Origin of the sequence: Nocardia nova (assembly GCF_002933465.1) — a bacterium.
GTDB classification, from domain to species: Bacteria; Actinomycetota; Actinomycetes; order Mycobacteriales; family Mycobacteriaceae; genus Nocardia; species Nocardia nova_B.
Genome location: NZ_PSZE01000008.1, coordinates 198674 through 219712, shown reverse-complemented (window position 1 = coordinate 219712; position 21039 = coordinate 198674). Strand labels below are relative to the sequence as shown.

Sequence of the window (21039 nt, the reverse complement as noted above, 5' to 3'; positions counted from 1 at the left end):
GATCGTGCAGGCGATACGCCCAAGTGCCCCCGGGAAATCCATCTCCGCCGGTCCCCACAGCTCGATCGTGATGTTCTGTGCGCGCTCACCCGGCAACCCCCGAGGCACGGGTCCGGCCCTATGAACCGGTTCGCGGCGTGGCACCGCCGCGAAGATCTGGAGAGGTCACGAAGACAGCAATGGAACAGCAGACCAATGCGTCAAGCGAATGCCATAGCGCCGAGGTACTCGGCACCCGATACCTCAGTCTAACACTCGCACAACAGATTTCATCCGTGAGTTACCACGAATCCCTTGCGGCAGAACCGATATCACCACGACCCGACGAGCCGGACCTCATGCTGTCGATCCACCTCACCGCCGGCAGTCCGCATCCGCTCACGTTCGTGGCCTGCGAATCGGCTGCCCGCCGCTTCGCCGATCACTGGCGCAGATACGGGCGCTGCGGCGCCGTCGTATTCGCACCACCCGACGGGCGCTGCGGCCGGCTTCCATGCGAACGGCTGTGGCTGATGCCGTGACGATCTTGCACCAGGATCAGCGACTAGGAAATCCGGAAACCGGGGACCACGTGGTCGCGGGCGAACTGGCGGCAGGCGGCCTCGTCGTCCACCGGGATCAGCGTCTGCGGAGTCAGTGCGAGCGAGAGCGCGTTGCGCGCGACCAGCTCGGCCAGCGGCAGCGGATCATACTGCGGCAGTTTGCCTTCCGACTGGAGGCGGGTGATGAATTCGGCGACGTAGTCGCGCCCCAGCTCGATCACCGGCGCGCCCTGCACGGTGAGATAGGGCAGCACGACCTCCGGTTCGGTGGTCAGCAGCCGGTCCAGCAGTTTGTTGCCGCGCAACCCGTCCAGGAAGGCGACGAACAGTTCGACGATCTGATCCTCGGCGCTGGCGTCGCGATCGATCTGGCGCTGCACCGCGGCGTCGACCTGTTCCACGAACTGGCGTGCCTGCCATAGCCCGACGGCCTGAATCAGATCGGATTTGCCGGCGAAGCGCCGATACAGCGTCGCCAGCGACAGCCGGCCGCGCCGCGCGACCTCGACCATGCTGGTGCGTTTGATGCCGAAATCGAGGAAAGCCAGCAGTGCCGCGTCGAGTACCGTGGTCTGATTGCGGTCTTCCGGACCCGCGCCGCGAACCAGCGGCAGGAGCCGAGTCGACAGTCTGGTCGAGCCGGTCATGGTGGTTCCTCTCGTTCGCCCGGGTCGCGGACACGGTGACGCTCTCATCATCCCATATGGTCAGCGGCCTCGATTGACACGATGCCATGCCGATGAGAAGGTTTATACGAAAGCTTCTCATATTCTCTCGCCGATCCGGCGGGGAGGAACAGGAGACGAGTCGACGATGACCGCCCCCCTGCGCGCGACCGAGCCGCTGCCCGAGATTCCGGGCGACGAGCTGACCCCGGAGACGGTGCGCGAACACATCGACGGCGTGGCCGCCTTCCTGGGCGGTGCCGCGAACGTGATCATGCAGCTCAGCCATCCGCCGGTCGGCTACGGCGTACTGGAGAGCACGGTCGACAGCGGCAAGGTGACGTTGCACCCGCTCAAGCGGCTGCGCACCACGCTGACCTATCTGGCCGTGGCCTGGCTGGGCAACGACGAGGACGTGCGGAGCTATCGGGAGGCGGTCAACGCCTCACACCGCCCGGTGCGTTCGGGACCGAACAGCCCGGTCAAGTACAACGCCTTCGATCCGAAGTTGCAGTTGTGGGTGGCGGCCTGCCTGTACTGGGGCGTCGACGATCTGTACCGGCGCATGCGGGGACCGATGGATCCCGAACTCGCCGAGCGTTTCTACCGCTACAGCGTCCGGCTCGGCACCGGGCTGCAGATGCGCCCGGAGATGTGGCCGGCCGACCGGGACGCGTTCTCCGCGTTCTGGGATGAGAACCTCGCGACGAAGGCCATCGACGAGCCGGTGCGCCGCTACTTCAACGATCTGATCGACCTGAGAATGCAGCCGCGCGTGATTCAGGTGCTGGCCGGGCGTTTCCATCGCTTCACCGTCACCGCCCTGCTGCCGCAGCATCTGCGCGACGAGATGGGGATGCGCTGGACCGCGCGCGACGAACGCCGGTTCCGGTTCGTCCTGCGCGCGATCTCGGCGGTGTGGACGCGGATGCCCACGGTGATCCGGGTCTTCCCGTTCAACTTCTATCTCGCGGATATGCGGTTGCGCCGGCGCTTCGGGCGACCGCTGGTCTGATTCAGCGCTCGGCGAGGGCACGGAGGAAGAAGCCGAGGTTGGCCGGACGTTCGGCCAACCTCCGCATCAGGTAGCCGTACCACTGGTTGCCGTAGGGGATGTAGACGCGCACCGCGTGCCCGTCCTCGGCGAGGCGTCGCTGTTCGGGCGGGCGGATGCCGTAGAGCATCTGAAATTCGAAATCGCCCGGTGCGCGCCCGTTCCGGCCGGCCATGTCGTGAGCGGCGGTGATCATGACCGGGTCGTGGGTGGCGACCATCGGATACCCCGAACCGGCCATGAGCAGTTCCAGGCACCGCAGATACGACTCGTCCACATCGGCGGTGCGCTGGTAGGCGACATACTCCGGTTCGCGATACGCGCCCTTGCACAACCGGATTCGCGCGCCCTCGGCCGCGGCGAGGCGGCAGCGATCCTGCGCGCGGCGCAGATAGGTCTGGGTGGCGACCGCCAGCCAGGGATAGTCGGCACGCACCCCGTGCACGGTCGACTCGGTGGTTTCGGTAGTGGTGTGGTCCTCCGCGTCGACGGTGATCCACACCCCCGCCTGCTGCGCCCGCTCGCACAGGGTCCGCAGATTCGCGGTGGCGATCTCTGGGCCCGCCGGTCCCAGCGACTGCCCCAGCGCGGAGAGCTTCACCGAAACCTCCACCGGCGCAACGGGTTGCGCCGTTTGCCAGCGGTTCCATCGGGCCAGATCATCGATCAACGCGAGGTATTCGGCGACGGCGTCGTCGGCCATCGAGCGCTCGGTCGTGTACTCACCGAGAAAGTCCACGCTCACCATCCGGCCGCTGCTCAGCAGCTCGCCGACGACCGGGGCCAGGTCGGTGCGGGTCTCCCCGGCCACGAACCGATGCACGACCTCGGCGGTGACCGGAAACCCGGTGATCGCCCGCTTCATCCGCACCGATCCGGCGGCGGCGAGGATCGCGGGGCGCAGCGGGTTCATCGCCACCCGCCGGGGGTGACCGCCGGTTCGCCGTTCATTCCGACTCCATGTGCGGATACCGGTAATCGGTCGGTGGAACGAAGGTCTCCTTCAGCGTGCGGGGCGCGACCCAGCGCAGCAGATTCAGATACGACCCGGCCTTGTCGTCGGTGCCGGACGCGCGGGCACCACCGAAGGGCTGCTGACCGACCACCGCGCCGGTCGGCTTGTCGTTGATATAGAAATTGCCGGCGGTGAAGCGCAGCGTGGTGGCGGCTCGGTCGATCGCGGTCCGATCGCGGGCGAAGACCGCGCCGGTCAGCGCATAGGGCGCGGCCGAATCCACCTCCGCCAGTAGCGAATCGAAGGCTTCGGGGTGATCGTCGTCGTACACGTACACCGCCAGGATCGGGCCGAAGTATTCGGTGGTGAACGCCTCGTCGCGCGGGGTATCGGCGAGAAGCACGGTGGGCTCGACGAAGAAGCCCTCACTGTCGTCGTAGGTGCCACCCGCCGGTAGGCCCAGACCGGCCGCGCGGGCCCGCTCGATCGCGGCGACACTCTTGTCGTAGGCGCGCCGATCGATCACGGCCCCACCGAAATTCGTCAGATCGGCCACATCGCCATAGCTCAGTTCGTCGACCTGGGTGAGGAAATCGTCGCCCATCTCCCGCCACAGCGAGCGCGGAATGTAGGCGCGGGAGGCGGCCGAACATTTCTGTCCCTGATATTCGTAGGCGCCGCGAATCAGCGCGGTGCGCAACGCGTCCGGATCGGCCGAGCGGTGCGCCAGAACGAAATCCTTCCCGCCGGTCTCCCCCACCAACCGCGGATATCCGTGGTAGAGACCGATATTCGTGCTCACCCGCTGCCACAGGTGCTGGAAGGTGCGGGTCGAGCCGGTGAAGTGGATACCGGCCAGGCGCGGATCGGTCAGCGCGACCTCGGACAGTTCGATGCCGTCACCGGTGACCAGATTGATCACACCCGGCGGCAGCCCGGCCTCCTCGAGCACCCGCATCGTGTAATACGCCGCCAGCGTCTGGGTGGGCGAGGGCTTCCACACCACGGTATTGCCCATCAGCGCGGGCGCGGTCGGCAGATTCCCAGCGATCGCGCTGAAGTTGAACGGGGTGATCGCGTAGACGAATCCCTCGAGCGGGCGATAATCCATCCGATTCCACACCCCCGCAGACGATTCCGGCTGCTGTGCCAGGATGTGGCTCGCGAAGGCGACGTTGAACCGCCAGAAGTCCACCAGCTCACAGGGTGCGTCGATCTCGGCCTGATACACCGATTTCGACTGCCCCAGCATGGTCGCGGCGGCCACCGTCTCCCGCCACGGCCCGGCCAGCAGATCGGCGGCCCGCAGCAGCACCGCGGCGCGCTCGGTGAACGGCAGTGCCCGCCACTGCGGCGCCGCGGCCGTCGCGGCCTCGATCGCGGCGCGGCCTTCCTCCTGCGTCACATCGGCGTAGGTGCCCAGCGCGTGCGCGTGCCGATGCGGCATCACGATCTCGGAGCGGGGCCCGGTCCCCGGCCGATGCTTGCCGCCGATCACGAGCGGCACATCGACCGTTCGCCCGGAAATCTCGGCGAGTTTGCCGATCAGTAGTTCTCGTTCCCGGCTCCCCGGCGCATACGAGTGAACCGGCTCGTTCGCCGGAGTCGGGACAACCGTGACAGCGTCCATAACGCCAGGCTAGTCCCGCAACAGGGTGATGCCGCGGTAAACCGACGAGTACGACGCGCGTCGCGTCGCCGGTCGATTGCTGACCGAGCCTGGGCGCGACCCGGCCGCCGTCTCAGGCGGACAGCCGGACCGCCGCGGCCGCGATGCGCTCGTCGGTCGCGGTCAGGGCGATGCGCACGTGCTCGGTGCCGGTGGGGCCGTAGAAGTCACCGGGTGCGGCGAGGATACCGCGCTCGGCGAGCCAGTCCAGCGTGGTGCGGCAGTTCTCGCCGCGCGTGGACCACAGGTACAGGCCGGCCTCGGAGTGGTCGATGCGGAAACCCGCCTCCTCCAACGCCTTTCGCAGCACCTCGCGGCGGGCGCGGTAGCGTTCGCGCTGCTGCGCCTCGTGCCGGTCGTCGGCCAGCGCCGCGGTCATCGCAGCCTGGATCGGGTACGGGACCATCATGCCGGAATGTTTGCGTACCTCCAGCAGCTCCCGGATCAACTCGACGTCGCCGGTGACGAAACCGGCCCGGTAGCTGGCCAGATTCGACGTCTTCGACAGCGAGTGGATGGCCAGCAGACCGGTGTGGTCGCCGTCGCTGACGCGCGGGTCGAGGATGGATACCGCCTCGGCATCCCAGGTCAGGCCCAGGTAGCACTCGTCGGAGGCGACGATCGCGCCGCGTTCGCGGGCGAAGGACACCACCTTACGCAGATGGTCGATGCCGAGCACCCGGCCGGTGGGGTTGGACGGCGAGTTCAGGTAGATCAGCGCCGGCGATTCGGGGCCGAGCCGAGTCATGCCGTCCGCCCGCAGGATTCGCGAACCCGACAGCAGCGCACCCACCTCGTAGGTCGGATACGCCACCTCGGGAATCACGACCAGATCGGCGGGGCCGAGGCCCAGCAGTCGCGGCAATCCGGCGATCAGTTCCTTGGTGCCGATCACCGGCAGCACCGCATCGGAGCCGATGCCGGACATGCCGAAGCGGCGCGCGACCGCCGCTACCGCGGCCTCCCGCAATTCGGGAGTGCCGTAGGTGGCGGGATAACCGGGTACGTCGGCGGCCGCATCGAGCGCGGCGCGGATCAGCGGGTCGACCGGATCGACCGGCGTGCCCACCGACAGGTCGACGATGCCGTCGGGATGCGCCGCGGCGCGAGCCTTGGCCCCGGCGATGGTGTCCCAGGGAAAATCGGGCAGCAAACTGCTGACCCGCACACGATCGCGGATCACCGAGGCGCTACCTACTCGTTCGCCATCGGCGGCAGCGCGGCGATGAACGGCACGTCGTAGTCGGTCTTGCCGACCTTGGTTGCGCCGCCGGGCGAGCCGAGGTCGTCGAAGAAGTCGACGTTCGCGTTGATGTACCCGCTCCACTGGTCCGGAGTGTCGTCCTCGTAGAAGATCGCTTCCACCGGGCACACCGGCTCACATGCACCACAGTCCACGCACTCGTCGGGTTGGATGTACAGCATGCGATTGCCCTCGTAGATGCAGTCCACGGGGCATTCCTCGATGCACGCCTTGTCCTTCACGTCAACGCACGGTTCAGCGATGATGTACGGCACTGCCGTTCTCCTAGTCTGTCCTTGCCTACGGGACACTTCCGCCCGCGCAACAGTATCCCGGGGACTCACATTACAACTGGTCAGCCTTGCCTAACTTGTCGATCCCGACGGGATGCGACACACCCGCCTCCGGCGATGTGCCCCAACCCGGTCCGGCGGTACCTCATTCGCCGGACCGGCAGGTGTCCAATTCGCCGGGGCCGCCGGATCAGCCAACCGTCAGCGGCAGGGCCGACACCTGGTGTTTCGGTATCCCGTAGGTGGTGGTGCGCTCCCGCACCGGGCGACCGATCCCGGCGCCGATCTCGACCAGTTCGGCCACCGACTTCGCCGAGCCGTGCTCCGATCCGGCCATCCGGGAAATGGTCTCCTCCATCAACGTACCGCCCAGATCGTTGGCGCCGCCGTTGAGCATCACCTGGGTGCCGGTGATGCCCAGCTTCACCCAGCTGGTCTGGATATTGGCGATGCGTCCGTGCAGCATGATGCGGGCCAGCGCGTGCGCGGCGCGATTGTCCCGGATCGTCGGCCCCGGCCGCGAGGCGCCCGCCAGATACAGCGGCGCGCTCTGGTGCACGAACGGCAGCAGCACGAATTCGGTGAACCCACCGGTCTCGTCCTGGATACCGCGCAGCACCCGCAGGTGGCCGACCCAGTGCTTCGGATTGTCGACGTGGCCGTACATCATCGTCGAGCTCGACGGAATACCGAGTTTGTGTGCGGTGGTGATGACGTCGATCCACGCCGAGGTGGGCAGCTTGCCCTTGGTGAGCACCCAGCGCACCTCGTCGTCGAGAATCTCCGCCGCCGTGCCCGGAATCGTGTCCAGTCCGGCCTCTTTCAGCGCCGAGAGCCAATCGTGCACACTCTGCCCGCCGCGTGAGGCGCCGTTGACGATCTCCATCGGGCTGAACGCGTGCACATGCATCGACGGCACCCGCTTCTTGACCGCCCGCACCAGATCGGCGTACCCGGTGACCGGCAGGTCGGGATCGATGCCGCCCTGCATGCACACCTCGGTCGCGCCTTCCACATACGCTTCCCAGGCGCGTTCGGCGACCTCGTCGGCGGAGAGGGTGAAGGCGTCGGCATCGCCCTTGCGCTGCGCGAACGCGCAGAACCGGCAGCCGGTGTAGCAGATGTTGGTGAAGTTGATATTGCGGTTCACCACGTAGGTCACGTCGTCGCCGACGGTGTCGCGACGCAGCTGATCGGCCAGCGTGGCGATGGCGTCGAGTTCCGGGCCGTCGGCGGTGGCCAGCGCCAGGTACTGGTCGTCGGTGAGCCCGGCCGGATCCTTCTCCGCGGCACGCAGAGCGCCCAACACGTCGGTATCGAGTTTCACCGGGGCACTGAGCGAAAGTACTTGTTCCCGAACGGTTTCCCAGTCGCCGAAGGCGCCGAGGCCGTCGCTGTCGAGCCCGGAATCGCTGCGGGCCTCGGTATTGCGGCCCTCGGTGTCGATGGCGGTGTTGAGATCCACCCGCCCCAGCGACTCCCAGGACTGGTCGGGTTCCTGCCACGGGCGACCGGACGGATTCACGTCTCGGGCCAGACCGGTGCGCGAATCGGCCAGTGCGCCAACATGTCCCAGCACGCGGGGGTCGATCCAGGGATTGCCGGCGAGCACATATCTCGGATGCGCCGTGAGCCGCTCGGTCAGCACATAGCCGGCCTGCGCGGTCACCTCGGCGAGCACCTCCAGGTTCGGCCACGGCCGCTCGGGATTCACATGGTCCGGGGTCAGTGGCGACACCCCGCCCCAATCGTCGATACCGGCATCGATGAGGGCCCGGCACTCGTCGAGCGACACCAGATTGGGCGGAGCCTGAATCCGCATCTTGGGCCCCAGCAGCAACCGGGCCACCGCGATCGTGGCGCGGAACTCCGCCAGATCCGCATCGGGGGTGTCGCGCATGGCGGTATCGGACTTCGCCAGGAAGTTCTGCACGATCACCTCCTGCACATGCCCGAAAGCCTTGTGCGACTGACGAATCGCCAGAATCGAGTCGACCCGCTCAGCGTAGGTCTCACCGATACCGACGAGGATGCCGGTGGTGAACGGGATGCTCAGCCGTCCGGCATCGGTGAGGGCACGCAGCCGGACCTGCGGATCCTTGTCCGGGCTGCCGTAATGCGCCTGACCGCGCTCGGTGAACAGGCGCTCGGAGGTGGTCTCCAGCATCATGCCCATCGACGGGGCGACCGGCTTGAGCCGCGACATCTCCGCCCAGCTCATCACCCCGGGATTCAGATGCGGCAGCAGGCCGGTTTCCTCGAGCACCCGGATCGACATGGCGCGCACGTAGTCGAGCGTGGAATCGTAGCCGCGCTCGTCCAGCCACTGCCGCGCCTCCGGCCAGCGATCCTCCGGGCGATCACCCAGCGTGAAAAGCGCTTCCTTACAACCCAATTCGGCACCCTTACGGGCGATTTCGAGCACCTCGTCGGGTTCCAGATACATGCCGTGGCCCTCGGCGCGCAGCTTGCCGGGCACCGTCACGAACGTGCAGTAATGACATTTGTCGCGACACAGGCGGGTGAGCGGAATGAACACCTTGCGGGAATAGGTAATGGGCAGGGTGTCCCCGGAATACGTCTCCCGCAGCCCCGCATCCCGCACCCGCACCGCCGACGCGGCCAGATCCTCGAGATCCGCACCGCGCGCATGCAGGAGCACCACGGCCTCGTCGAGATTGAGCGTCGCCCCGTCGCGCGCACGCCGCAAGGCTCTGCGCATGGCCGAAGAACTCGGCGGAACGGGCGGTACACCAGGAGTCGGTAGCCCAGTGTGCGGTTGTTCGTTCACGCCGTCGATCATGCGCCAACCATCCGAGTGTTCTCCCTTCGGTGCCCTGTGACGTGAGACAACCCAGGGGCCTTCACGGGTTATTCCTGCTTCGGGCGACCAGTTTGCGCCCCGACCGACACCGCGGACGAGTGCGCTGGTGAGAGCCTTCCAGCCGTCCAGGCATCGCGGGACGCGAGGCCTCCGGGATCGGCTGGTACGGCGGCAACCCCGACGGCGCGTCCGCGGCGCGAGACCGGCTACACCGCTTGCCCGGTTCTGCGCGGCGTTGCGTGACCGCAAACACACGGACCCTCCTGCCCGATTCCGTGTCTCCGGCGTGGCGGGCCAGTCGGCGGGCACCGCAGTTGCGGGCGGCCGGGCCGGCGATCTTCTGGACGTTCGTGCTGTGGGTGGGCTGGTATGGGTGGTGCTGGACGGCTCGCATCGGGGGTGGGCGCTCGGTCGGGTGGCGGCGCCGGTGGTCGCCGCGGTGTCCAGCGTCGGGGTCGTGCCGGTGTGGCGGTATGCGGCGCATCGGTGGGAGGTGACCGACACGGCGGTCTACACGCGGACGGGGTGGTTCAACCAGGAGAGCCGAGTTGCGTCGATTACGCGGGTGCGGACGCGTCCGGGGTGAATCCGATGGTCTCGATCGAGGCGATCGCCCGGATGAGCGCGAAACGCCTCGCGGCAGGGTTGCGCTGAGCCGTGTCAGAGCCCGCGAATGCCGTCCAGCAGCGCCTGTAGCAGGCCGACGTCGAATGCCTCATCCTGACGGGGCTGGCGGTATTCGAGGCGCCCGTCGTCGATGAGGTCGCCGACGAGCACCTTCGTCATCGTCAACGGAAGTTCCAGCCGCGCAGCGACTTCCGCGACCGACTGCGGTGTGCGGCACAACTCCACGATGGCGGCGTACTCGGGTTCGTGGCGGCGCAGCGCCGCGCCCCGGCCGATATCGACCACCAGGGTCAGCATATCCAGCTCCGGCCGGTTGCTGCGGCCACGCCCCTGTGTGACCGCGTACAACCGGACCAGCGGTCCGGCCTCGTCGTCGAACCAGGCGTCACCGTCGTTCACGGTGACTCATCGTCGGTCGACGGCGAGATGTGAACCGACCCGCTGCACGGTCTGGTTCATCGCATACGCGACCATGCCCAGATCGGCGTTGTCGGCGGCCAGCAGGCCCAGGCAGGCGTTGTCGCCCGCGGCGGTGATGAACAGCACCGCCCGGTCGAGTTCCACCATGGTCTGGCAGACACCGCCGGCGTCGAAATGGTGTCCGGCGCTGCGGGCCAGGCTGTGCAGCGCGGAAGCCATCGCACAGAATCGCTCGGCATCGGAGTTCTCGAGCTCCGAGGAGTTACCCAGCAGCAGTCCGTCGGTGGACAGCAAGACCGCGTAGCGGACCCCGGTGAGACCCTTCACCAGATCATCGAGCAGCCAGCCGACGTCACTTCGGTTGGGATTAGCCATCTTCACCCTCGTCTGTATCGAAATGTGATGCCGTGGAGCCGGTTTCGGCAGCGGGTCGGCGGCCCTGCCGAGTGCCCTGCTCGACGGCGCTGATCAGGTTGCGAGCTTGATCGGCGGTGCGTTGCCGAACGGTATTCGTGCCGGGCGCGGGAGTATCGGCGCGTTCGGCCGAACGCACCCGGCGCGGCAGCGGCGGGCGTCCCTCGTCGGCGCGAACCACGCCCGGAGTGGTCACGGGCGCACCGAACACTCCGGTCGCGGGCGCGGAATCGATGCGCTCCGAGACCGGGGTGAACCAGGCCGAGCGTCGTGGGCCCGGGTCCGGATCGGCGGCCGGTGGCGTCGTCGCCTCGGTCACCACCGGAACATCCTCGGCGACAACCACTTCGGCGCGGGCGGCGGAAGCGCTGGTGACCGGTCCGAGCACGGCGAACTCCCCGGTGGCGGGTCCCGGATCCTCGAACTCCGTACCGTTCGCATCGCCGGCTTCCAGCACCGGCGTGCCGATCAGCACCACCGCGCACACGCCGCCGTACACCGACTCGCGCAGCTTCACCGAAATGCCGTGGCGATTGGTCAGTTTCGCGACCACGAACAGTCCGAGCCGGGTGTCGCTGGAGAGTGCGGCCACGCTGAACTCCGGCGGATGCGACAGCATCTCGTTGCGCCGGTCGAGTTCGTCGGCGGTCATGCCCAGCCCCTGGTCGACGATCTCCACCGCGACCCCGCGCCCCACCACCGCGGCATGCACCTCCACCCGCGCCTGCGGCGGCGAATACGAAGTGGCGTTGTCCATCAGTTCGGCCAGCAGGTGGATCAGGTCAGCGACCGCGGTGCCCATCACCCGGGTGCGTGGAATGCGGCCGATGCGAATTCTGGTGTAGTCCAGGCTTTCCGCGACCGCGCCGCGAATCACCTCGATCAGCGGCACCGGATTGCGCCAGCGCCGGCCGGGCTGCTTACCACCGAGGATGATCAGATTCTCGGCATTGCGGCGGGCACGAGTCGCCAAATGGTCGAGCTGGAAGAGCAATTCGAGCTGGTCGGCATTCTCCTCGCGCCGCTCGGCCTGGTCCAGCAGCGCCAACTGACGATGCACCAGCGCCTGGCTGCGATGGGCGATATCCAGGAAGATCGTGTTGATACCAGCGCGGGTATTCGATTCCGCGACCGCGGCCGATACCGCCGCCACCTGCGCCCGGTTGAACGCCTGCGCGACCTGGCCGAGTTCGTCGGAACCGAAGTCCAGCCGCGACACCTCCAGCGGGGCGTCCACCGTCTCGCCCGCCGACACCCGGCGCATGATGTCGGGCAGCCGCTCATCGGCCAATTCCAGTGTGTCGCGCCGCAATCGGCGCATCCGGCCGATGAACCGGTTCGCCAGCACCAGCGAGGCGAGGAAAGCCAGAATCGACACCAGCAACACCGCACCGCCGCCGGCCAGCGACCCGGTGGCGGTGCGGTCACCCTGATCCCGCGCCTCGGCATGTGCGTCCCGGCTCTTGTCCTGCCACAGCGTCAGCAGTCCGGAAGCGATCTGCGCCGAGCCGTCCTGCCAGGCCTGCAGGGTCATCGGCAGCGGCTTCGCGGTCTGCCGGGTCGTGCGCGCATGTGCGGTATCGCCGGCCCGCGTACTCGCGTCGGCATCGTCGGTGGCCGGCATCGGACCGCGGGCGGCGATCGCATCGGCCATCTCGTTGATCTGGGCCCACGCCGGACTGTTCACGATCGTGTCGAGCTGATCCGCGCGTCGGCCCTTCAGCACCGACAGCGAATAGGCGATCTGGCCGCGGAATTCACCCAGGTAATTGGTGTACCGAGTCCACTGCGCGGGCGTCGAAGTGCCTGTCACCAGGAAATATTCACCCCACGTCGTGGCTTCGGACAGCGCCTCCGCGGCGCGCATCACCTGGACGGCATATCCGAGTTGGACAGCGATGCCGGCATCCGGCGCGACCCGGGCCGCCAGCATCAAGGCATCGATGATCGCCGCGGTGAAACGGCTGAACAACCCGAAGACCTGATCGGCGGGCGCCTGACCGGAATCGATGCCGCGCCGCACCAGCGGCAACTGCGCGAGCAGCTGTCCGTAGGCGGCGATATCGGCTCCGGAGTTGTCCGGATTCATCTTCTGCGCTTCATCGCCCTTGGCGGTGAGGGCGGCCAGCGCCGCATCCGAACGCTGCCGCGCCGCCGGCAATTGCGCTGTGGCGCTGGGATCACCCGCCAACTGCAGCATCGAGAGCCGGCGTTCCTCACCGAAGGTCTCCATGATGGCGACCGCGGGAGCCGCGGTGCTGCTGGCCAGTTCGGCCCACTGCCGGGCATCGCGGCCCGACCGCACCAGATACGCCGCCGCGCCCACGCCGATGGCGAGCAACGTGACGCTGGAGATCAGCACGATCGCGAGCAGGCGCACGCGCACACTGACCCGCCCACGCACACCCCGGCTCATCAGTCCGAGCCGGCGCGAATGCTTTGTGTTCACAGGCAATCCAGGAAACTTCGACCACTCAACCACGGGTGATCTTCCTGTTGTCGGGCGATATCCGCGTGCATTCGGATCTGGGCGCACCCGCGCCAAACGGCCAGCTGAGCAACCGTCCCCCACTTCCTAACCGCACCGCCCGGCGGGCGGCAGAACACATATAACGCCTGAGAGATTAACCGACCCTCCGGCCCGCTACGGCGGTTCGCCGATATCTCTTTCCGGCAGTGCCCTTCCGGCGACCGGCACCGGTTCAGAGCGTGGCGGGCGTGGCTTTCGGGCGCAGGAACGCGCGGCGGAACAGATACAGACCCACCGGCACGATGCCGCACGCCAGCAGCAGCGGAGAGGTCCACGAGTCGGTCAGCAGCACATCGCCGCCGGGCCCGGTGGTGGAGCAGATCAGGAACCCGAACAGCCACGCGATCACCGGCAGCCCCATCGCGGCCGGGCGCGTCACGACCACACCCATTCCTCGCACCAGCAGCACGTTCACCACCGCGGCGACCAAGGCCGCGATCGGGAATGGCGTGGCGCCGACGTAGAGCGGCAGATAGAGCACTTCGAGCACGACCGAAAGCAGCCCGTCGAACACCAGCACCACCGCCAGCACGCCGCCGAGCAGCGGCCAGGCATACTTCGACCCGCCGGGCACATAGGCGGTCCGGCTGGTTGTCGCGGCCGTCACGGTGCCGGCGGGAAGCCGAGCAGGGTCAACAGATGACTCTGCAGATCGACGAATCCGTAGAGCACGGACAGGTACAGATCGTGCTGCGCCTGCCAGTTCGGCTTCTGGCTCTCGACGAACGCGACGATGGCGTCCTGCAGGCTCCAGTTGTACATGCCCAGCAGTCTAAGCCGAAGCACCCACGATCCGGCCGGCCCCCGGCACCGGCTCCCGTGGTCAATCCAGTCCGGCGAACAGATCGTCCTCGTGTCCGTCCGGGCCCACCGGCCCCAGACGCCCACGCACCAGCACGTAGTGCTCCTCCGGCAGCACCGGCTGGGCAATATTGTTCGACAGCGCGAATTCGCGGCCCGATGGCGCGACCGTCACCTGAGTGGCGTGCGCGCGCAAGGCGGCGCGCTTGGCCGCCAGCGCATCCGAGACATCGATCGTGGTGGTCACGGTCTCACTCGCCACACATGCCAGCTCGCCGAGCGCCGGCAACCGCCATCCGCTCGGCAAGGCCCCGGGCAGACGGTCGACCGTGCGGCGGGCCAAGGCCTCGGTATGCCGGCGCAGCACGTCGGCGTCGGTCACCGTCCAGTACACCTTCGGTGTGTCCCAACCCTTTTCGGCCGCCGCGGCCACCGCGTCCATGGTCACCCGGTGGGCACGCATATGGTCCGGATGGCCGTAACCGCCACGCGGGTCGTAGCCCACCACCACGCGCGGGCGCAGCCGCACCAGCACCTCGCTCAACTCCGCGACGGCGGCCGGCCCGGAATCGACGAAGGCACGCGGGTGCGTCGGCACCAGGGGCTCGGGGTCGGCGGTCGTACCGGTCATCCCCGAATCCCGCCAGCGCCCCGCCCCGCCGAGAAAATGCGGCGCCTCGACACCGAGGGCGGCCAGTGCGGCGGTCAGCTCGTGAATGCGGAAGCCGCCCAGCTGATCGGCGTGCGCGCTGGTGAGCTGTTGCCAACGCTCGCCGATGACCTCGCCCTCCTCGCCCAGCGTGCAGGTCACCACGGTCACCGGAACGCCGCGGGCGCGGTAGTGCGCGATGGTGCCGCCGGTGGTGATCGACTCGTCGTCGGGATGGGCGTGTACCAGAACCAGTCCGCCGGTTGCGGTCACGACAGCCGCCGCCAGGTACTCGCGCCGCCGAAGATCCCGACCTGTATCGAACCGCTCAGCGAGACCCCGTCCATCCGCGAACTCGCCGCGGCGACGCCGGTGTCCTGCACGATCGGCAGCACGGTCGCCAGATCCCACAGCTTCGGCTCCGCATCACCGATCGCCTTGGGCACATCCACCCCGCGCAGCGCCGCATCGATCTGCGGTTGCAGCGACGGATCACAGATCCCGGACACATTGCTCGGCGCCTTGCGGATGGCATCGGTCTGCGAGGTGTCCTGCTGACCGGGCGCGGCCACCGGCGGGCAGCCGTACCGCGAGGCCAGGATCGTCGCCGGATCCTCGCCGGCCCGCTCCCAGCCGACCACCGCGTCGACGGTTCCCTCCGCGAGATCCTTGCCGTAGAGCTCATCGGCCGGCAGGCTGCGCACCGACGCGTCGATTCCGGCGCTGCGCAGCTGGTCGGCAGCGGTATTCGCGACGGCCAGCGTGGTCGGATCCTTGTCGACCGCGCCGATCCGGATGGTCAGGGTGCGGCCGTTCTTGGCGACCGGACGCGGCTGCGGCGCCGGCGAAGTCGTCGGATTACCCGACGCGGGAGACTCAGGCGCACGGCCGAATCCGGCCTCGGCCAGCAGCCCGAACGCTTGATCGGGAGACGGCCGCGGCGGGGCCGTCGGCGCGTATCCCGGATCCGAGGGCGCCAGAATCTGCGCCCGCACCGGATCCACCCACGCACCGGTCTCGGCGCCCACCGAGGCCAGCAACGCCGGATCGAGCAGACCCAGCATCGCGTGGCGCACCCGCGGATCGGCCAGATCCCCGGTGCGCCCGTTCAACACCATCTGCATTTCCCGCGCCTGCGGCATGATCGCGGTGCGCACCTGCGGAATCGCCGCCAGCTGCGCCTGCGTCGCGACACCGCCGTGCACCAGCGCCATCTGGGCGTCACCCGCGCGCAGCGATTCGGCCAGCTGCGCCGGAGTTCCGCCGCGCCGCAACAGAATCTGATCCGGCACCGCCGGAGTACCCCAGTAGCGATCGTTGCGTTCGAGCAGGATCTCCTCGCGGCCCGCGTCGGCCTGCTTCACCCGGAACTGCCCGCCGGAGATCGGATTCTGATCGATCAGCCCACGCTCCACGGCCAGCGCCCGCTGGAATCCACCGGGTGCGTCCTTGAGCAGATGCGAGGGCAGCAGATCCGAAAACAGTTGCCGCCACGCCGGATACGGCTGACTCATCGCCACCGTGACCGTCTTGCCGCCCTCCGAGGACTTCACATCGTTGATCAACCGGTAGCCCGCCGGATCCACCACCCCGGGCTGGCTGATCATCTGCTGCCACAGATACCGGAAATCCTCGGCCGCGATCGGCGCCCCGTCCGACCACGACGCCTGGTTCTGAATCTTGTAGGTCAGCGTGAACAGGTCCGGCTGCGACGGATCCGATGGCGTGACATCCGCCGACACCATCAACGCCGCATCCGGCACCCAATCCGTTCCCCCGGGCACGGTCGGCGACGGCACCGGACGAAACGGGCTCGGAAACACCATCGACGCAACGGCATTCGTCGCCGGCGACTGGTTCGACCGCAGATGTGGATTGAATCCGATCCCGATATCGTCCACCGCCACCACTACCGTGGACTTCGTCGGCGTCGCCGGAGTCGTCTTCGGGCTGTCGGTGCTCTCGATCGGCGGCGGCGGATTGGCGGTGCACGCGGTGAGCACTCCGAGCGCCAGCATCAGCACCAGTGCCACGCGCCGCCCTGCACGCATTCGAACTCCCGACATCACGAGACGTACTCTAATGTTTTCGGCCTTCGCTTCGTTCCGGCGGGGTTTCGGCCCCTCGGTCCGAAACCCACCATGGTGTACGGCTCGTAGATGTATGCCTGGGACGCGCTGTCACCTGGAATCCAGAGAGGCGCACGTCTTCTGGACGTGCGCCTCTCGGACTCAGCGGAAGTGTGCCTACGCGTTCTGGGCGGCGCGGTCGCGGGCCTTGCGGCGCGACGTCTCGCGGCCGCGCTCGGTGGCGCCCAGGATCACCTTGCGCACGCGCACGATCTCGGGGGTCACCTCGACGCACTCGTCGGCGGCGCAGAACTCCATCGCGCCCTCGAGGTCCAGCTGCAGCGGCTTGGCCAGTGTCTCGAGCACGTCACCGGTGGCCGAGCGCATATTGGTCAGCTTCTTCTCGCGGGTGACGTTGATGTCGAGATCCTCGGCGCGGGGGTTGATACCCACCACGTGGCCCTCGTAGGTGTCGGCGCCCGGCTCCACGAAGAACTGGCCGCGGTCGGCGAGCTGAATCATCGCGAACGGGGTCACCGTGCCGGCACGGTCGGAGACCAGCGAGCCGGTGTGGCGGGCGCGGATCTCACCGGCCCACGGCGCGTAACCGTCGAAGACCGCGTTGGCGATGCCGGTGCCGCGCGTCTCGGTGAGGAAGTCGGTGCGGAAACCGATCAGACCGCGCGAGGGGACGATGAACTCCATGCGCACCCACCCGGCGGAGTGGTTGCTCATCTGGACCATCTTGCCCTTGCGAGCGGCCAGCAGCTGCGTAACCGCACCCAGGTACTCGTCCGGGCAATCGATGGTCAGCTCTTCGAACGGCTCGTGCACCTTGCCGTCGACCTGTTTGGTGACCACCTGCGGCTTGCCGACGGTCAGCTCGAAACCTTCGCGGCGCATCTGCTCGACCAGGATCGCCAGCGCCAGCTCACCACGGCCCTGTACCTCCCAGGCATCCGGGCGCCCGATGTCGAGCACCCGCAGCGACACGTTGCCGACCAGCTCCTGATCCAGCCGCGACTTCACCATCCGCGCGGTCAGCTTGTGGCCCTGCACCCGGCCGACCAGTGGCGAGGTGTTGGTGCCGATGGTCACCGAGATGGCCGGCTCGTCGACGGTGATACGCGGCAGCGCCACCGGGTTCTCCACATCGGCGAGAGTGTCACCGATCATGATCTCCGGAATGCCGGCGACGGCGACGATATCGCCGGCCACGGCCTGCTCACCCGGCTTGCGCTCGACGCCGATGGTCTGCAGCAGCTCGGTGATCTTCACGGTCTTGACGCCGTCGCCGTGCATCCACGCGACGTTCTGGCCCTTGCGCAGGGTGCCGTTGTGGATGCGGACCAGGCCGATCCGGCCGAGGAACGGCGAAGCGTCCAGGTTGGTGACGTGCGCCTGCAGCGGGGCCGACGGGTCGCCCTTGGGCGCGGGCACGTACTTCAGCAGCACCTCGAACAGCTCGTCGAGGTTCTCCGCGGCGGGCGCGCTGCCGTTCTCGGGACGCTGGGTGGAGGCCTTGCCCTCGCGGCCGGAGGCGTAGAGCACCGGCAGGTCCAGCGCCAGCTCGGCTGCCTCGGACGCTTCGTCGTCGAGGTCGGAGGCCAGATCCAGCAGCAGGTCGTGGCTCTCTTCGACGACCTCCTCGATCCGGGCGTCGGGGCGGTCGGTCTTGTTCACGACCAGGATCACCGGCAGCGAGGCGGCCAGCGCCTTGCGCAGCACGAACCGGGTCTGCGGCAACGGCCCCTCGGAGGCGTCGACCAGCAGCACGACACCGTCGACCATGGACAGACCGCGCTCGACCTCGCCGCCGAAATCGGCGTGACCGGGGGTGTCGATGACGTTGATCACAGTGACGCTCCCGTCGCTGTGATGACGATGTACCGCGGTGTTCTTGGCGAGAATGGTGATGCCCTTCTCTCGCTCCAGATCACCGGAGTCCATCACCCGGTCGACCGGCTCGGCGCGCTCGGCGAAGGCACCGGACTGCCGCAACATGGCGTCGACCAGCGTCGTCTTGCCGTGGTCGACATGAGCCACAATGGCGACATTGCGGAACTCGACAGACGACACGTTGAATCCTCCTGCTGAATGAATGGGTTGCGGCCGACCCGCGCCGTAGCGGGTCCGAACAAGGCAGGTGGATTGATCTCACCGGACATGCGGCCAGCTACACAGTACCGAAACCCGGTCGGCCGCCGTTTCCGGCGTCATGGTTGGTTACCCTGGGCCGCATGGGCAAGGTGAAGGCCAAGGAGGTCGCACACCTCACACCGAAGAAGAAGTGCTGCCGTAAGAAGAAGCGCTGCCTGAAATGCCCTGTCGTGGTCTCGAAAATGAAGAAGTGCCAGGCCGCCGGGGTCAAGGGCAAAGATCTCGAAAAGGCTCTCAAACTCGCGCGTGCGGCCTGAGCCGCGACCGCTGGGGTAGAACCGAGAGTATGAGTACCCCATTGCTCTCCGACAGTGAGATCGCCACTGGGTTGCGTGAACTACCCGCCTGGACCCACACCGGCAGCAGCATCTCCCGAACCGTGGAAGCCCCGTCCTTCATGGCCGGCATCGAACTGGTGCGACGAGTGGCCGAATCCGCCGAGAAGGTCAACCACCACCCCGATATCGATATTCGGTGGCGGCGGGTCACCTTCACCCTCTCCACCCACTCCGAGGGCGGCATCACCCGCAAGGACCTCGCGCTGGCGGGCCAGATCGACCGCCTGGCCGACCAGAGCTGAACCGGCCTAACCCGCCCGGACCGAACCCGCCGCGACCGCGGGCGCTGGCGCCGGTGCGCCCGGCCGCTTGCGCTGCGCGCCCGCCCAGATGATCCACAGGTAGGTCGCGACCACGCCGAAAACGTAGATCGCGCCCAGCCAGGCCAGGACGGCCGGGCGAGAGATCTCCCAGATCGTCGGCTGGAAGAAGGTCAGGATCCACGGAATGCCGACCGCGGTGGTGACCAGCCAGAATCCGGCCACCACCCGCGCCCCCGTGATCGAACGCAGCGGACCGTGCACCAGCCACATCATCAGCGGCAGCAACCACACCCAGTGGTGCGACCAGGAAATCGGCGACACCATCAACCCGAACAGCTGCACCACCAGCAGCACTCCGAGACGATCGCCGAAATCGACCGCGCGCCAAGCGAACCAGGCCAGTACCACGGTCAGCAGCACCGCACCCAGCCACCACGGCCCGAACGGAATGCGATGCCCCGCCACGTGCCAGGGTGCTCCCGCGTCGTGGCCGAGAATGCGGCTCAGTGCCCCGCGCAGCGACTGGTTGACCACCGAGCCGACCGGGCCGATGCGGTTGGCATCGCCGATCAGCGGCCCGAAATAGGTCCGGGTCTCCGACGGCGAGATCAGATAGCTCACTCCGATCGTCGCCGCGAACACCACCGCCGACCACACCGCGGCCGCCCACCGTCGCTGCGCCAGGAAATACAAGCCGGTGATCCCCGGCGTCAGCTTGACTCCCGCGGCCACACCCACCAGCAGCCCCGACAGCCACCAGCGCGCGGCATACGCCGCCGCCAGCCCGGCCAGCAGCAGGAACACATTCACCTGTCCGTAGTCCAGTGTCGTCCGCGTCGGCTCCAACCACAGCCCCAGCGCAGTCCACAGCATCGCCGCCGCCCGCCGATCCGGTCCGGCCGCCGCCGGACCCCGCAACAGCGCGAACGTGATCCGCACGGATGCGTACAGCGCCGCCACGATCAACCCGAACCACAGCAGGGTCACCAGCCCGAACGGCAGGAAATGCAGCGGATAGAACACCACCGCGGCGAAGGGCGGATAGGTGAAGGGAAGGGGGAAATCCGGAGTCTTGTCGGCATACACGAAGTCGTAGAGATGCCCACTGCCCAAATTAGCCGCGCCCTCGACGTAGACGCGCAGGTCGACCACGTCGAGCCCGTGCGGAAGCACGAACATCAGCACCAGACGGGCCACGACCGATACGGCCAGAACAGCCCCGGCCACGCGGATGTCGGCCAAACGGAGGTGTCGGGTCACGGGCTGTAATTCTGCCTTCGCTTCCCGGCGTGCGAACCCCCGGGCATACGTCGACGATTACGTACAGCCTCGGTGGGTCTCGGCCCGCCTCGATCGAGGAGCGGCAGCGGAGTGAAAAAAAAAACGAGACCCACGGGGCCGAGCCCCCGCCGAAGCGAAGCGGAGGCCAAAAACTCAGTAACAAAGGCATCACTGTTCACTTGCGTAACCCTGCGGTCGCGCTATGTTCTGATAACTCGCCGGAGCGGGTAATCGGAATTACC

19 protein-coding genes and 1 pseudogene are annotated in these 21039 nt (G+C 67.7%); 5 read left to right on the top strand and 15 right to left on the bottom strand.

The window, feature by feature from the left end:
- The first annotated feature begins 179 nt into the window (after window positions 1–179).
- Window positions 180–521 (top strand): hypothetical protein, encoded by a 342-nt coding sequence (locus tag C5E41_RS33285; protein WP_146097531.1) that lies wholly within the window; start codon window positions 180–182, stop codon window positions 519–521.
- A gap of 23 nt (window positions 522–544) precedes the next feature.
- On the opposite strand, the gene C5E41_RS12835 is transcribed toward C5E41_RS33285, so the two are convergent.
- The gene (locus C5E41_RS12835; RefSeq protein WP_104376040.1) at window positions 545–1189 is read right to left on the bottom strand and encodes a TetR/AcrR family transcriptional regulator; all 645 of its coding nucleotides are present in this window, start codon (window positions 1187–1189) and stop codon (window positions 545–547) included.
- 166 nt (window positions 1190–1355) lie between these two features.
- Between C5E41_RS12835 and C5E41_RS12830 the strand changes: the two genes are divergently transcribed.
- Window positions 1356–2222 carry an oxygenase MpaB family protein gene (locus C5E41_RS12830; RefSeq protein ID WP_104376039.1) on the top strand — a complete coding sequence of 289 codons (867 nt, stop codon included), beginning with the start codon at window positions 1356–1358 and terminating at the stop codon, window positions 2220–2222.
- A gap of 1 nt (window position 2223) precedes the next feature.
- Here the strand turns inward: C5E41_RS12830 and C5E41_RS12825 are convergent, their stop codons facing one another.
- The 5 genes from C5E41_RS12825 to C5E41_RS12805 form a co-directional block, all read right to left on the bottom strand.
- On the bottom strand, window positions 2224–3174 hold the full coding sequence (locus tag C5E41_RS12825; RefSeq protein ID WP_104376124.1) for a proline dehydrogenase family protein: 951 nt from the start codon (window positions 3172–3174) through the stop codon (window positions 2224–2226).
- Between the two features lie 34 nt (window positions 3175–3208).
- A complete protein-coding gene (gene pruA, locus C5E41_RS12820; RefSeq protein WP_104376038.1) occupies window positions 3209–4846 on the bottom strand; it encodes an L-glutamate gamma-semialdehyde dehydrogenase in 1638 nt (545 codons plus the stop codon).
- 112 nt (window positions 4847–4958) lie between these two features.
- A complete protein-coding gene (gene dapC, locus C5E41_RS12815; protein ID WP_104376123.1) occupies window positions 4959–6065 on the bottom strand; it encodes a succinyldiaminopimelate transaminase in 1107 nt (368 codons plus the stop codon).
- A gap of 14 nt (window positions 6066–6079) precedes the next feature.
- Window positions 6080–6403 (bottom strand): ferredoxin, encoded by a 324-nt coding sequence (gene fdxA / locus C5E41_RS12810; protein ID WP_030514872.1) that lies wholly within the window; start codon window positions 6401–6403, stop codon window positions 6080–6082.
- A 208-nt stretch (window positions 6404–6611) separates the two neighbouring features.
- Window positions 6612–9224 carry a bifunctional FO biosynthesis protein CofGH gene (locus tag C5E41_RS12805; RefSeq protein ID WP_104376037.1) on the bottom strand — a complete coding sequence of 871 codons (2613 nt, stop codon included), beginning with the start codon at window positions 9222–9224 and terminating at the stop codon, window positions 6612–6614.
- Window positions 9225–9600: 376 nt separating this feature from the next.
- On the opposite strand from C5E41_RS12805, the gene C5E41_RS12800 reads away from it, so the two are divergent.
- Entirely contained in the window at window positions 9601–9831 is a 231-nt protein-coding gene (locus tag C5E41_RS12800; protein WP_146097530.1) for a hypothetical protein, read from the top strand.
- 74 nt (window positions 9832–9905) lie between these two features.
- Here C5E41_RS12800 and C5E41_RS12795 read toward each other — a convergent pair whose 3' ends face one another.
- The 8 genes from C5E41_RS12795 to typA form a co-directional block, all read right to left on the bottom strand.
- Window positions 9906–10271 (bottom strand): DUF742 domain-containing protein, encoded by a 366-nt coding sequence (locus tag C5E41_RS12795; protein ID WP_104376035.1) that lies wholly within the window; start codon window positions 10269–10271, stop codon window positions 9906–9908.
- Window positions 10272–10277: 6 nt separating this feature from the next.
- Window positions 10278–10667 (bottom strand): roadblock/LC7 domain-containing protein, encoded by a 390-nt coding sequence (locus C5E41_RS12790; protein WP_030514865.1) that lies wholly within the window; start codon window positions 10665–10667, stop codon window positions 10278–10280.
- Window positions 10660–13155 carry a sensor histidine kinase gene (locus C5E41_RS12785; RefSeq protein WP_258080931.1) on the bottom strand — a complete coding sequence of 832 codons (2496 nt, stop codon included), beginning with the start codon at window positions 13153–13155 and terminating at the stop codon, window positions 10660–10662. The genes C5E41_RS12790 and C5E41_RS12785 overlap by 8 nt, the downstream gene beginning before the upstream one ends.
- A gap of 253 nt (window positions 13156–13408) precedes the next feature.
- Window positions 13409–13843: a hypothetical protein gene (locus tag C5E41_RS12780; protein ID WP_258080930.1), complete on the bottom strand. Its 435-nt coding sequence runs from the start codon at window positions 13841–13843 to the stop codon at window positions 13409–13411.
- A complete protein-coding gene (locus C5E41_RS33280; protein ID WP_146097529.1) occupies window positions 13840–14022 on the bottom strand; it encodes a hypothetical protein in 183 nt (60 codons plus the stop codon). Before C5E41_RS33280 ends, C5E41_RS12780 begins: the two co-directional genes overlap by 4 nt.
- Window positions 14023–14059: 37 nt before the next feature.
- A complete protein-coding gene (gene mshB, locus C5E41_RS12775; protein WP_258080929.1) occupies window positions 14060–14959 on the bottom strand; it encodes an N-acetyl-1-D-myo-inositol-2-amino-2-deoxy-alpha-D-glucopyranoside deacetylase in 900 nt (299 codons plus the stop codon).
- Window positions 14956–16737, bottom strand: a complete 1782-nt coding sequence (locus C5E41_RS12770) for an ABC transporter family substrate-binding protein (RefSeq protein ID WP_258080928.1) — start codon at window positions 16735–16737, stop codon at window positions 14956–14958. Before C5E41_RS12770 ends, mshB begins: the two co-directional genes overlap by 4 nt.
- 195 nt (window positions 16738–16932) lie before the next feature.
- Window positions 16933–18834 (bottom strand): translational GTPase TypA, encoded by a 1902-nt coding sequence (typA, locus tag C5E41_RS12765; RefSeq protein ID WP_104376033.1) that lies wholly within the window; start codon window positions 18832–18834, stop codon window positions 16933–16935.
- 161 nt (window positions 18835–18995) lie between these two features.
- On the opposite strand from typA, the gene C5E41_RS33840 reads away from it, so the two are divergent.
- Together C5E41_RS33840 and C5E41_RS12760 are read left to right on the top strand one after the other, a co-directional pair.
- Entirely contained in the window at window positions 18996–19172 is a 177-nt protein-coding gene (locus tag C5E41_RS33840) for a hypothetical protein (RefSeq protein WP_181063218.1), read from the top strand.
- A gap of 29 nt (window positions 19173–19201) precedes the next feature.
- Entirely contained in the window at window positions 19202–19495 is a 294-nt protein-coding gene (locus C5E41_RS12760; protein ID WP_030514860.1) for a 4a-hydroxytetrahydrobiopterin dehydratase, read from the top strand.
- A 6-nt stretch (window positions 19496–19501) separates the two neighbouring features.
- Here the strand turns inward: C5E41_RS12760 and C5E41_RS12755 are convergent.
- Window positions 19502–20806 (bottom strand): annotated as a pseudogene (locus C5E41_RS12755) (mannosyltransferase); the annotation flags it as partial.
- Between the last annotated feature and the right edge of the window lie 233 nt (window positions 20807–21039).